10 protein-coding genes and 1 pseudogene are annotated in these 12,575 nt (G+C 72.9%); 6 read left to right on the top strand and 5 right to left on the bottom strand.

Annotated features, from left to right (window positions below):
- Nucleotides 1–27: 27 nt before the first annotated feature.
- Nucleotides 28–1,062: a lactonase family protein gene (locus AB0D93_RS38425; RefSeq protein WP_362130349.1), complete on the bottom strand. Its 1,035-nt coding sequence runs from the start codon at nucleotides 1,060–1,062 to the stop codon at nucleotides 28–30.
- A 388-nt stretch (nucleotides 1,063–1,450) separates the two neighbouring features.
- Nucleotides 1,451–2,941: an FUSC family protein gene (locus tag AB0D93_RS38420; protein ID WP_362130346.1), complete on the bottom strand. Its 1,491-nt coding sequence runs from the start codon at nucleotides 2,939–2,941 to the stop codon at nucleotides 1,451–1,453.
- A gap of 230 nt (nucleotides 2,942–3,171) precedes the next feature.
- Between AB0D93_RS38420 and AB0D93_RS38415 the strand changes: the two genes are divergently transcribed.
- From AB0D93_RS38415 to AB0D93_RS38400, 4 genes and pseudogenes are all read left to right on the top strand, one after another.
- Nucleotides 3,172–3,648 (top strand): Lrp/AsnC family transcriptional regulator, encoded by a 477-nt coding sequence (locus AB0D93_RS38415; protein ID WP_362130343.1) that lies wholly within the window; start codon nucleotides 3,172–3,174, stop codon nucleotides 3,646–3,648.
- 19 nt (nucleotides 3,649–3,667) lie between these two features.
- Nucleotides 3,668–4,363: an HAD family phosphatase gene (locus AB0D93_RS38410; protein WP_362130340.1), complete on the top strand. Its 696-nt coding sequence runs from the start codon at nucleotides 3,668–3,670 to the stop codon at nucleotides 4,361–4,363.
- A 12-nt stretch (nucleotides 4,364–4,375) separates the two neighbouring features.
- Nucleotides 4,376–4,738: pseudogene (locus AB0D93_RS38405) on the top strand (glycosylase); the annotation flags it as partial.
- Between the two features lie 68 nt (nucleotides 4,739–4,806).
- Complete coding sequence (locus AB0D93_RS38400) at nucleotides 4,807–6,270, top strand: MFS transporter (protein ID WP_362130337.1); 1,464 nt, start codon at nucleotides 4,807–4,809, stop codon at nucleotides 6,268–6,270.
- Nucleotides 6,271–6,401: 131 nt separating this feature from the next.
- Here AB0D93_RS38400 and AB0D93_RS38395 read toward each other — a convergent pair whose 3' ends face one another.
- Nucleotides 6,402–7,163 (bottom strand): LysR family substrate-binding domain-containing protein, encoded by a 762-nt coding sequence (locus tag AB0D93_RS38395; protein ID WP_362130334.1) that lies wholly within the window; start codon nucleotides 7,161–7,163, stop codon nucleotides 6,402–6,404.
- Nucleotides 7,164–7,245: 82 nt separating this feature from the next.
- On the opposite strand from AB0D93_RS38395, the gene AB0D93_RS38390 reads away from it, so the two are divergent.
- The gene (locus AB0D93_RS38390) at nucleotides 7,246–7,647 is read left to right on the top strand and encodes a DUF5997 family protein (RefSeq protein WP_362130331.1); all 402 of its coding nucleotides are present in this window, start codon (nucleotides 7,246–7,248) and stop codon (nucleotides 7,645–7,647) included.
- 133 nt (nucleotides 7,648–7,780) lie between these two features.
- Here AB0D93_RS38390 and AB0D93_RS38385 read toward each other — a convergent pair whose 3' ends face one another.
- Nucleotides 7,781–8,686, bottom strand: coding sequence for a hypothetical protein (locus AB0D93_RS38385; RefSeq protein WP_362130328.1), 906 nt, complete (start codon nucleotides 8,684–8,686; stop codon nucleotides 7,781–7,783).
- Between the two features lie 106 nt (nucleotides 8,687–8,792).
- Here AB0D93_RS38385 and AB0D93_RS38380 point away from each other — a divergent pair, with 106 nt between their 5' ends.
- Entirely contained in the window at nucleotides 8,793–11,915 is a 3,123-nt protein-coding gene (locus AB0D93_RS38380) for a tetratricopeptide repeat protein (RefSeq protein WP_362130325.1), read from the top strand.
- Nucleotides 11,916–12,260: 345 nt separating this feature from the next.
- Here the strand turns inward: AB0D93_RS38380 and AB0D93_RS38375 are convergent.
- Nucleotides 12,261–12,575: DNA-directed RNA polymerase subunit alpha C-terminal domain-containing protein (locus AB0D93_RS38375; protein ID WP_362130322.1), on the bottom strand; the 315-nt coding region annotated here is incomplete at its 5' end.

Raw genomic sequence — 12,575 nt, 5'->3', positions numbered from 1 at the left:
GGCCCTTCGCCGTACGCGGCGGGCGGCTCAGCCGAAGACGACGCAGGAGGCCGCGGGGACCCGCACCGAGCCGTCGTAGCAGGGCAGCCCCGTGGCCTCGTCCACGGCGAACCACGTCACCTCACCGGAGCGCTCATTGGCCGCATACAGGTAGCCGTTGTGCTCGGCGAGCGCACGCGGCCAGTGCCCGCCGCAGGGCACCGTGCCGATCAGCCGGAGTGCCTCGCCCTCGACGGCGAGGACCGACAGGACGTCCTCGCCGCGGGTCGCGGTCCACACGAAGCGGCCGTCGGGCGAGACGGCGATGCCCGAGGGATAGGCGTCACCGGCCGGCGCGTCGGACAGCACGGGCACCTCCGTCAGCGGCCTCAGCGAGCCGGTCTCGGGGTCCCAGCGGCACACGGTCACGGTGGGGGTGAGTTCGTTGACGACGTACGCGAGCGCGCCGCCCGGATGGAAGGCCAGGTGGCGCGGGCCGGAGCCGGGGCGCAGGGCGAACTCACGGTGCAGGGCGGGGGTGCCGTTGTCGAGGGTGCAGATCCGTACCGAGTCCGTGCCGAGATCCACACTGACGGCCCACCGGCCACTGGGGTCGGGCTGCACCTGATGGGCGTGGGGGCCGCGCTGGCGCCGGTCGTGCGGGCCCGAGCCGGTGTGCTGGAGCCGGCCGGAGTGCTTGGCGGCGAGAGCGCCGTCCGGGCGCAGGGGTACGGCGGTGACGCTGCCGCAGCCGTAGTTGGCGGTCAGCACGTGTCCGTCGTACACGGCGAGGTGGGTCGGTCCGCTGCCGTTCACCGGCACGGGCGGACCGGCGAGTTCCGGGCGGTCGCCGACGAGGCGGTAGGCGGCGACGGAGCCCTCGGCCGTCTCGCTCACCGTGTAGAGCGTCTCCCCGTCCGGCGCCAGGACCAGGTAGGACGGATCCGGTACGTCGTTCACGGCGACGACGAGAGCGAGGGAGCCGTCCGGAGCGACCTCGGCGGCCACGACGCCGGGTCCGCCCGCCGCCGTGAACGAGCCGATGAACGCCCGGCGCCTGCCGGGCCTGCCGTCCTGTGCCACCGCTGTCCCCTCTCGGTCGAGCCCGTCCGGGCCCGACGGTAGCAGCCGATCACGGCGGTCTAGACCAACAGGGCGGGCGTGCCCGCCAGTTCTTTTCCTTCCAGTCGCCGGAAATGCACCGCCCGCGCTTCCCCCACCACCTCACAACGGCTCGGCGGACCGACGGTGCCCTGTGTCCACGCCGGCCCAGGGCCCCCACCAGCCACCCCGCAACAGCTCAGCCGGGCCGCTCCGGCCCGATCGCGTCCATGCGGGTGGGCCCAGCGACGGGCACCGCGAGGCTCCAGACGCTCGTCCCCTCCCCCGGCGAACGCGGGCCGGGCTCCCGCGCCCGTGCCTCCGACGGGTCCGGCTCAGGCTCGCCGCCGGTCCCCCGCTGGCCCTCGCCTCAGGCGCCCACCAGGCGTGAGCCCGTCGGGGCGCGCAGGGGCTCGGCCAGGTCGGTCAGGGCGCGTTCGAGGCCGTGGAGGTGGGCCAGCGCGGGTTCGGAGGGCGGCTCGGCGGGGCTGGGGACGGGTTCCCAGCCGCCTGCGGTCAGTGCCTCCACGGCGGACTCGACGCGCCAGCAGGCCGCGGCCAGGCGGGCGTCGTGGGAGGCCTCGGGATCGGCGGCGACCGCCACCAGGCCACGGACCTCACGCGCGCAGTCGTCGAGCAGCGCCAGGACCCGGCGGGCGCGCCGCTTGCGGGCCGGCATCGGGTTCAGCGGGTGCACCAGCGGGGCGACCGCGAGCCGGACCCGGCCGAGCAACTGCTCCAGTTCGGCCACGCGCGGCCCCGGGTCGGCGGTCGTGGAGCCCGCCAGCCGGGCCGCGGCCTCGGCCGTGCAGGCGTGGACGCAGCGCAGCGCGCGCTGGATCCAGGCGTCCGTGCCGGCGTGGGTGGTGACCGGCAGGACGAACAGCACGGCGAGGGCGGCGCCGAGCGCCCCCACGCCGGTCTCGGCCAGGCGCAGCGCGAGCAGGCCGGGGCTGAGGACGCCGAGGAGGCCGTAGAGCAGTTCGGCGAGCAGGGTCACCCAGAGCATCATCCAGGTGTAGGAGACGGCGGCCGTGTAGAAGATGCCGAAGACGGCGACGGCGACCAGGACGGCCGTCGGGACCGGCGCACCGCCCACGGGGACGGCGACGAGGAAGCCCAGGCAGATGCCGATCACCGTGCCGAGGACCCGGCGGAAGCCGCGTACCAGCGTCTCGCCGCGCGAGGCGGTGTTGACGAAGATCCACCAGGTCGCGCCGACGGCCCAGTACCAGCGCTGCCCGGACACCAGCTGGCCCACGACCAGCGCGAAGCCCGCGCCCGCGGTCGCCTGCACGGCCTGCCGCGTGGTCACCCGGGCCAGGCCGCGCCCGGCCGGCGGGGCGGGTACGGCCGCCGGGGGCAGCCGGCGCTCGTAGCACCACGCGCCGAAGCGCACCAAGGCGGCGCTGAGCACGGACAGCAGCACGGCGGCGTACAGCTCGGGCAGCTGGGCGGGGGTGGCGTGCAGGAACTGGGCCACGAAGAAGGTCATGAAGGCGAACACGCCGAGGCTGTGACCGCGAGGACCCCAGCGGCGCGCGTACACGCCGGCACCGACCACGGCCAGGAAGGCGAGGTCGCGCGCCACGGGGGCGCCGTGCAGTTCGGCCGCGGCGGCGAGCACCGGCACACCCACGACGGGCAGCAGCGCGGTGGTGACCGCCTGGCCGCGCACCGTCGGGTCGGCGACGGTGAACAGCGCCAGCAGCGCCGCGAGACCACCGGTCACCGCGCCGACGAGGGAGTGGCCGGCGAGGAAGCAGACGACGACCGCGAGGCCGATGCCGAGGACGGCCCGCGCGGCGAAGCGCAACCGCGCCCGTCCCGGGTCCGGAGCCACGAACATCCTCTTCAGCACTGCTGCCCTCCCCATGGAACACCGGCACAGAAAAGGCGCCGCGGGGATCCGCAGCGCCATCGACGTGTCCATGAGAGCATCACCGAGGTCACTGGCTCAAGTGCGCCTCGAATCGCTGAGCCATTGGCCCAGCTCGGATCAAGCGTCGTTGCCCCTCGGAATGCCAACGGTCCAGGTCGGGCGGCACATGCGGCGGCGGGTGCGCTGAGCCATTGGTACAGTCGTCCATCATGGCCGTGGACGAACTCGACACCCGCATCCTGCGGCTGCTCCTGGAGCAGCCGCGCACCAGCGTGCGCGAGTACGCCCGCACTCTCGGCATCGCCCGTGGCACACTCCAGGCCCGGCTGGACCGGATGGAACGGGACGGTGTGATCACCGGCACCGGCCCGTCCCTGTCGCCCGCCGCACTGGGCCATCCGGTGCTGGCGTTCGTGCACATCGAGGTCACCCAGGGCCATCTGGACGACGTCGGGGAGGCGCTGGCCGCCGTACCGGAGATCGTGGAGGCGTTCTCGATCACGGGCGGCGGGGATCTGCTCGCCCGGGTGGTGGGCCGGGACAACGCCCATCTGGAGGACGTCATCCAGAAGCTGATCAGCCTGCCGGGCGTGGTGCGCACGCGAACCGAGGTGGCGCTGCGCGAGCGCGTCCCGCACCGGCTGCTCCCTCTGGTGGAGTCGATCGGCCGGGCGGCCCGGGCCTGACTCCGGGCATGCTGGCCGCATGAGCGATCTCGGTGCCCTCGCGGTCATCTTCGATCTCGACGGAACGCTGGTGGACAGCGAGCCGAACTACTACGAGGCGAGCCGGCAGACCCTGGCCGGGCACGGCGTCCCGGACTTCACCTGGGCGGACAACGAGGCGTACGTCGGCATCGGCAACCAGGACGCGACACGGCTCTGGAAGGAGCGCTACGGCCTGGACGCCCCCGCCGAGGAGTTGCTCGCCGAGCTGAACCTGCGCTACCTGGAGATCGCCCGCACCCGTACGCCGGTGTACCCGGAGATGCGCAAGTTCGTGGAGCTCCTCGCCGCTGACCGAGTGCCGACGGCGGTCGCCTCGGGCTCCTCGCCGGAGGCGATCGAGGCGACCCTCGCGGGGACGGGCCTGGGCACGTATCTGCGCACGGTGGTGTCCGCCGAGGAGGTGGCGCGCGGCAAGCCCGCCCCCGACGTGCTGCTGGAGGCGGCCCGGCGACTCGGGGCCGCCCCCGCCGACTGCGTGGTCCTGGAGGACGCGGCGCCGGGAGCGGCCGCCGCCCACGCCGCCGGCATGCGCTGCATCGCGATCCCGTACGTGGCCGCCCAGGCCGACGCACCGGAATTCGCCACCGCGACGCTGCTGCTGCGCGGCGGCCAGGCGGAGTTCACGGCGCAGTCGGTGTATGCGTGGCTCAGGGCCACGGCGTGGTCCCGGTGAATCTCCCCCGCGCTCTCCGGCGACCTGCTGCCCTCCCTGCCCCACCTCCCCGGCTCACCGCTGCACCTCACACTGAACGGCATCGAGTTCGCCCCGTTCTTCGAAGGGACCGAGGACCCCGCGCACGCCTACGTCCGCCGCCGCGAGCCCCGCGTGGTCCTCGGCGATCTCGACTCCGGCATCGCCAACCCGACCCGGTCCGACGGCACCACGCTCCTCGACACGGTGTGGGCCGGGGCACCCTTCCGGAGCAAGGAGGCGCTGCTCGCGCACGCCGGAGACGTGGTGAACGCGTGGGTGGCGGAAGGGCTGCTGGGACGGGCGGACGGCGCGGTGGTGCTACGGACGGCACGGGAGACGTCGTACGTGGGGTGAGGCATCGGGAGGGTGGAGCGGGGTCTTCCTGCCGTGCGCGGCGCGCGGTGGCTGCCTAGCGTGATCCCATGACCACAGACCGGGCCGGGCCGGCCCAGCACGACCGACGGTGGAAGGCGCTCGCCGTCTGTCTGACCGCGGCCTTCATGACGTTGCTGGACACGTCGATCGTGAACGTGGCGCTGCCCTCGGTGGAGCGCGGACTGAGCGCCAGCACGGCCGAGCTGTCGTGGGTGATGTCCGGATACGCCCTCATGCTCGGCCTGGCCCTGGTCCCGGCGGGACGGCTCGGCGACCTGCGCGGGCGGCGCCAGACCTTCCTGACCGGGCTCGCACTGTTCACGCTCGCCTCCGCGGCGTGCGGACTGTCCACCGGCGCGGCCTGGCTGGTGCTGTTCCGGCTGGTCCAGGGGGCGTCGGCGGGCCTGATCGCACCGCAGACGTCGGCACTGATCCAGCAGATGTTCCAGGGTGCCGAGCGGGCCCGCGCGTTCGGCATGATGGGCAGCACCATCGGCATCTCCACGGCCGTCGGACCGCTGGCGGGCGGCCTGCTGATCCAGGCGTCCGGCGGCGCCGACGGCTGGCGCTGGGTGTTCTACGTCAACCTGCCCATCGGGGTGGCCGTGTTCTGCGCGGCGCTGCGGCTGCTGCCCCGCGCCCCCGCCTCCCCCGGCAAACGCGAGTGCTTCGACGTGCCGGGCGTCCTGCTCCTCGGTTCCGGTGTGCTCGCCCTGATGCTGCCCCTGGTGCAGGAACAGCAGTGGCAGGGGCGGCTGAAGTGGACCCTGCTCCCGGTCGGCGCCGGGCTGCTGGCCGCGTTCTGGGCGTGGGAGCGGCGCCAGGGGCGGTACGGCCGGGCGCCCCTGGTGGACCTGCGGCTCTTCTCGCTGCGCTCCTTCTCGCTCGGCGCGCTGCTGAGCCTGGTGTACTTCGGCGGCTTCACGACGCTGTTCTTCGTGTACACGCTGTTCCTGCAGAACGGCATGGGATACGGCGCGCTGGCCGCGGGCCTGTCGTCCATGCCCTTCGCGGCGGGCTCGGCGGTGGGTGCCGCGGCCGGCGGCCGTCTGGTGGTGCGCTTCGGACGCAAGCTGGTCATCGCCGGGCTGTGCACGGTGACGGTGGGCATGCTCGGCGTGATCGCGGCCGTGCACTGGGTGCCGGGGCGGGGCGTGGCCTGGGCGGCCGCGCTGCCGCTGCTGCTCGCCGGCATCGGTTCCGGCCTGACCATCTCCCCGAACACCACGCTCACCCTGTCCCTCGTGCCGGTGCGGCGGGGCGGGGCGGCGGGCGGGGTGCTGCAGACGGCGCAGCGCATCGGCTCGGCGGCCGGTGTCGCCGTGGTGGGCTCGGTGTACTTCGCCCAGCTGGCCAACCGCGCCGGCCCCGCCACCGCACTGCAGTACGGCCTGCTCACCGCGGCGGGCATCATCCTGCTGGCCCTCTGCCTGGCCTTCGCCGACCTGCGGGAACGCCAGGCCGGTGCCCAGCCGGAGCAGCACCGGGAGGCGGCCCGGCAGGAGGCGTAGCGGGCGGTGGCCGCCGGCACCGGCGGTACCGGCGCGGTACCGCCCGGCCGTACGTCACGGGCCGGACCCGCGCCCGGTGGAGACCGACGGGATTCTGGGACGGACCGCGCCGAAGCCGCCGTCCCGACGCCTCACGACCTCCGGCGCGGCTTGCCCCGCTTCGGTGTCTGCTTGGTGCCGGCCGTGCGGGCGCGCGGGTTGCGGCCCGTGGCCTTCGGCGCCGGCTTCCGGCCCGTGCCGGTCGGCTCCGAACGCCTCTTCTGCTGCTCGGCCGGGGGCTTGGTACGGCCCCGGGTGCTGTTGACGGTGCGGCCGCGGACGATGCCGATGAAGTCCTCCACCAGGTCGGTGGTGGCCTCCTCCGGCCAGGACAGGGCGACGCTGGACCGAGGGGCGTCGGTGACCGGGCGGTAGGTGAGGTCCCTGCGGTGGTGGAGGCGCGCCAGGGACTGCGGGACGATCAGCAGACCGACGTTCGCGGCCACGAGCTCGATCGCGTCCTCCGTCGTCGCGGGGCGCTCGAAGGCGGGCTCGCCGGGCGGGCCGTCCCAGTCGAAGACGTCGTCCAGGGGATGGAACAGCACCTCGTCGGCGAGGTCGGCGAGGGTCACCTCGTCCACGGCCGTGATCAGGTGGTCCTTGGGGACGACGACCACCGTGGTCTCCGTGTAGAGGGGGATCGCGCTGAGGAACGTACGGTCAACGGGGAGCCGTACGAGGCCCGCGTCGGCCTCGCCCGCGCGCAGCACCTCGGTCGCCTCGGCGGCGGGGACCTGGGCGAGGGTGAGCGGGATGTCCGGCAGTCGCTCGTTCCAGATGCTCACCCATTTGGCGGGCGTCACTCCGGGTACGTATGCGAGCCGGAACGACGGTGATTCCTCCGGGCCTGTCACCCGGCCAGGTTACCGGCCGTGGCCCACCCGCCGTGACCGGCCGTGGTCGGCGGCCCGGCGCACGGCCGATACCCTTGACGTCATGAGTTCGCAGCAGAGCACCCAGACGATGAAGCCCGCGACCGCGGCGAAGAAGCTGGGTGTGTACCTCCCCGCCACCCCCGCCTCGTTCCAGGAGGGCGTCGTCTCGCGCGCCGAGCTGAACGAGCTGCAGGCGAACCCGCCGGAGTGGCTGAGCGAGCTGCGGCGCAACGGCCCCCACCCGCGTCCGGTGGTCGCCGCGAAGCTCGGCGTGTCCATCGCCGGTCTCGCGCGCGGCGGGGTCACCGAGGCGCTGACCACGGAGCAGATCGAGGCGCTCAAGCAGGAGCGGCCCGAGTGGCTGGAGAAGGAGCGCGCCACCCAGGCCGAGGTCCGCAAGGAGACCGTGCGGATCAAGAACCTGAAGAAGGAGAAGGCGGAGCGCGCCACCGGGCGCGACTGAGCGTCCGCCGTTCCTCCAAAGCCGACCCTGGCGGCGCCGCACGAGCGGGAGCCCGCCCGCCTGAGACCGATGCTCGCCGACGCCCTGGCGGATCTGTCGGCCACCGGCTGCCTCGTCCATCGGGCCGGTACGGTCACAGCAGCTCGGCGAGCGGCTCGACGGTCTGCCAGTGCTTGAGGTACTCGACGGCCGCATGCGGGTTCGTGTTGCGGTTCTTCACCAACCGGGTGCGCTCCAGCACCGCGTCGTTGTCCGGGAACAGGGTCCGCAGCCGCAGCGTGGCGACGATGAAGTCATCGCGGTCGGCGACGTTCACCCAGCGCTTGACGTGGTCCGGTGAGCGCAGCGGCTGTGGGCGCAGCCGTCGGCGGATGATGGAGCGCAGGCCGAGCGGCGACCCGAAGGTGATCAGCAGCGGCAACGGCTGTTGGAGCCGGTGCAGGGCCTCGTAGGCGACCACGGTGCCCAGCGAGTGCGCGAGCACCACCTTGGTGTCCGGGGCCACCCGGGACAGCACGGCCTCGATGGCACCCTGCCGGACGGTCTCGTCGTCCAGGTACGCCGCGACCTGTCCCAGGTGGAACACGCCGGTGCTGCTCAGCGCCGCGAAACCGGAGCGGGCGACCGGGCCGAGCCGCCCCAGCATCGCGACGAACATGCGCAGCAGCTCGGCCGGCCCCTGCTCGGGACCGACTTCGGCACGCAGTTCGTCCAGGGCGCGGGCGGCTTCGGCACGGGCCGCCGGATCGGACGCGTGCTGCTGGATGTTGTCCATGATGTCGGCGGCGACGTCCTCACCGGTCGCTGCCATGGGGTCGGGCAGCGGCATGTCCCAGTCGTCCTGCGGCACGTAGCGCGCGTAGAGGTGGCGGTAGTGCGCCATGGAAACAGAGACGGAACCGTCTTCCAACCGAGTGGCCTGTTCGGTACGGCCGTTGTCCCGCAGGGTACGCGCCAGCGCGGACACCCAGTCGGCGCGCAGCTGCTCCTCGGTCTCCTCATCGGGACCGATGCCGTGCACCATGACCAACTCAGCCATGTATCTCCGTTCGCCTGGGACCTGCCGTCCCCTTCCGGTGACGGCCTCCGCCAACTTACCCAAGTTATTGATGAGTTGCCTGGTCCTCTGCGTCGATAATGCCAGGGTGACGGATGAGCGCAGAGCCTTGGTGATCGCCTCCCACTGGGACGCCCGGGAGGAGAAGCCGGAGAGCCGGCTGGAGCTACTGGAGGCCTACGCGGCCGACTTGACGAAGCTCCTGCTGGACCCGATGCGCGGCGACTGCGAACCGGGAGCCGGTGACGGTCTGCTGATGAACCCGCGGACGGTGACGGAGGTGACCTCAGCCCTGGCCGAGACGTTCGAGGAAGCCTCGGCGGCCGGAGCGCCCCTGGTGCTGGGCTTCCTCGGGCACGGCCACGTCGTCCGAGAGGGCGAGTTCCTCTTCCCGGTCCGATCCACCCCCGGCGTGCCCGGTCCCGACACAGCCTTCGACATCCCCTCGGGACTGGGCGAACTGGTGCGGCGCCACGGTGGCATCCGCGAGCTGACCGTCGTGATCGACGCGTGCCTGTCGGGGTACGCGGGGCTCTTTGCGACGCAGAGCTGGTTCAAATCCGCCATGCAGACCGGCCGACGGATCGAGCTGCTGACGTCCTCGGACGGCCGGGTCTCCTACGGACTGCAGTTCTCAGGGGCCTTGAACAAGCTCATCCGGCAGGGGGACATCCGACTCGAGCGGATCCTGCGCACCCGGCCGGTACGGCAGGCGGTCGAGGCCCGCCTGACACGCCAGGTGCCGCAGGCCACCTCGTACGACGGCGGCGGAGGCGCTCCGCAGGACCCGTACGACACCTGGCTCGCCCACAACGTGGCCTACCAGGGGGAGCTGAGCGTGCTGGCGGGCTCGGCCGACGGAGGCGTGCTCATGCCACCGCTGCGCCACTTCCAGCCGCCCGCGGGACTGGGGGAGCTCGTCGAAGCGGTCCGCCGCCATCGGCTGGTCGCTGTGCTCGGAACCATGGGCACCGGGAAGACCACGCTCGTCTCCGCGCTGTGCCGCACGGAACTGCTCCCGCCGGACGAGGCGGACCGTGCCCCTGCCGTCTGCGGGCTCATCCGCCTGGACAACACCCGCTGGACCGCCGGCTCGACGTGGTTGCTGCTGGCCGACCAGCTGAAGAGGTACCTCCCCGGATTCGCCGGCGCCAAGAAGGCGTACAACGCCCGTGTTCCGGAAGGCGAGCGGACGCTGCTGCCGCGCTCGGTGGCCGAGATCGGCGGGCCGCTCGGGCAGATGGAGCCGTGCGACCCGGTGCGCGTGATCGTGGACGGACTCGATCAGGTCGACGCGCCGCACCGCCCTGAGGTGGTCCGCGAGCTGACCGCGCTGGCCGGTGCGGCGCCGGAATGGTTCGGCGTGGTGGCGACGGTCCGGGACGGGGTGCCGCTGCCCGCCGACTGGCTCCGGGCGCCGGTCCCCGCGCCCGGAGAGGAGCAGCTGCGGGCGTACCTGCGGGCGGCCCAGCATGTGTCCGGGCGGACGCAGAACGCGATCCTCCAGCAGGCCAACGGAAACTGGCAGGTCACCCGGGTTCTGGGCGAGAGCGGCCCGCTGGCCCGGACGGGTCGGGTGTCCTTCACCGAGATGTACCGGGAGACGCTGCTCACCAAGAAGGCACAGGTCCCGGGTGGGCGCGGCGGATGGCTCGACGCCGTCCTGACTCTGGCCGCCGCCGCCGGACCGAGCCCCACACTGCCCCGTCCACTACTCGCCCGGGCCGCCGCCGAACTGGGCGGTCCCACGGACGACGAGGCGCTGGAGCAGGTCCTGGACCTGATGCCGGGACTGGTCGTGCGATCAGCACACCGGGCCGGCATCGAACTCTTCGGCGTACACCACCCTTCTCTGATCGAGTACGTCCGGGAGGAGGAGGACGTGGTGGCCGGCCATCAGGCCCTCTGCCAGGCGCTTGAGACGATGGCCCCCATGGACGAGCATGCACCCGACAACCCCCTGCACGCCTATGCCGAGCAGGCGGAGCCGGAACACCTGTGGCAGGGGGCCGCACGCAACCCATCGCTGTACGACCGTCTGCTGGACTGTCTGGAACGGCGCCCGGCGGCCGAGCCCTCGGTCAATCAGGCCCGGTGGGCGGCCTGGGCGGACCGGCTGGCGGAGCGCCCGGGTGCCGACTCACCGGTGACGCTGCACGCCCGGGAGCGGGCCGCCTACTGGACGGGCAAGGCCGGGGCCTACGGCCGCAGCCGCGAGCTGTACCGCGATCTCCTGGAAGACCAGCGCCGCGTGCTCGGTGACGACGATCCCCGGGTACTGGAGACCCGGTACCGCATCGCGTACGCAACCGGTGAGAACGGCGATTTCGCCGAGGCCGTGCGGCTTCACCACGCCGTGCTGCCCGACCAGATGCGGGTGTTCGGACCGGACGACCCACGCACCCTCAAGAACCGGCACGACATCGCATACTGGACCGGGCGGGGAGGGGACATGGCGCGGGGTCTGCGGCTGCACGAAGAGCTGCTGGAAGACCAGCGCCGGGTGCTCGCGCCGACAGACCAGGCAGTGCTGGAGAGCCGGCACTACATCGCGTACTGGCACGGCATGCTCGGCCGGTACGACACGGCGCTGGCGCTGCACGAGGACCTGCTGCGGGACCGGATTGCGGTGTTCGGCGAGGACCACGCACAGGTGCTCTTCAGCCGTTTCAACATCTACAAGTTCCTCGGCGAGTCCGGACGTCGACAGGAAGCGCTCGACGGCTTCCGCGCACTGCTGCCGGACGTGCGGCGCATCCGCGGTGAGGACCACCCCAACACGCTGCTCGCGCGGCTGAACATCGCTCGCTACACCTGGGAACTGGGCGACCCGGCCGGCTCGCTGACACTGCACGCGGAACTGCTGGAGGACCAGCGGAAGGCACTCGGTGACACCCATCCCGCCGTGCTGATCACCCGTTTCAACATGGCCATGCTCAAGGCCGAGCTGGGCGACCCCACCGCCGCCCTCGCCGAACTGGACACCCTGCTGGAGGAGCGGCTGGTCCGCTACGGCAACCCGCTCCACCCCGAGGTGATCAGGACCCGGTTCGGACGGGCCAAGGTCGTCGCGGGCCAGGGTGACGTCGAGAGCGCCGCGGCGCTGCTGCGCGAGGTCCGGGACGACCGCGCACGGGTGCTCGGCGAGGACCACCCGGACACGCTGGCCGCACAGGCGGAGCTGGACAGACTGTCGATCACGGACGCGTGAGGCGGTGGGGTGCGGCGGCCGGTGACGGTCGGATGAGCAGCCGACCAGCTCTCGGCCGGCAGCAGCCCCCGACCGCCCGCTGACGACGCCGGCTGCGGCTGGCACCGAGGTGACACCCCGGCACCGGACACAGGCGCCCCTGCGCGGCCCCGCACGCTCGCCCGACCGCGTGGTGACGGGCCCGGACCGGCAGAAACGGCGGCCGCCCTCGCCGTCCGGATCAGGCTCGGAGGTTTTGGGCGTCCGCAGCTGCGCCAGCGGGCCCCGGGGGGAGCCGGGTGCGGTCGGCCGGTGCTCAGTGCCCGCTCCCTCACCATCCCGGCTCCCCGCGACCCGGCACCGCGTTCAGTACTGCTCGGTCTCCATGAAACCCGTACCCCCGTTGTCGTCCCCGTCGAAGGCAGCGGCGGTCGGGTCGAATCCGGGCGGGCTGTCCTTCAGGGCCAGGCCCAGGCCGGCCAGCTTGGCCTTGACCTCGTCGATGGACTTCGCACCGAAGTTGCGGATGTCCAGAAGGTCGGCCTCGGAGCGTGCCAGGAGCTCGCCCACCGAGTGGACGCCCTCGCGCTTGAGGCAGTTGTAGGAGCGGACCGTGAGCTCCAGCTCCTCGATCGGCAGCGCGAGGTCGGCGGCCAGGGCGGCGTCCGTCGGGGACGGGCC

Source organism: Streptomyces sp. NPDC048191 (genome assembly GCF_040652655.1).
In the GTDB taxonomy this organism is placed as follows: domain Bacteria; phylum Actinomycetota; class Actinomycetes; order Streptomycetales; family Streptomycetaceae; genus Streptomyces.
The sequence above is the reverse complement of the archived record's forward strand: the minus strand, read 5'-3'. Positions and strand labels throughout refer to the sequence as shown.

What these genes read in the sequence shown, in the direction of transcription:
- AB0D93_RS38400 (WP_362130337.1), top strand. Translation starts at nt 4,807, where the DNA reads ATGACCACAGACCGGGCCGGGCCGGCCCAGCACGACCGACGGTGGAAG.
- AB0D93_RS38415 (WP_362130343.1), top strand. Translation starts at nt 3,172, where the DNA reads ATGGCCGTGGACGAACTCGACACCCGCATCCTGCGGCTGCTCCTGGAG.
- AB0D93_RS38410 (WP_362130340.1), top strand. Translation starts at nt 3,668, where the DNA reads ATGAGCGATCTCGGTGCCCTCGCGGTCATCTTCGATCTCGACGGAACG.
- AB0D93_RS38385 (WP_362130328.1), bottom strand. Translation starts at nt 8,686, where the DNA reads ATGGCTGAGTTGGTCATGGTGCACGGCATCGGTCCCGATGAGGAGACC.
- AB0D93_RS38390 (WP_362130331.1), top strand. Translation starts at nt 7,246, where the DNA reads ATGAGTTCGCAGCAGAGCACCCAGACGATGAAGCCCGCGACCGCGGCG.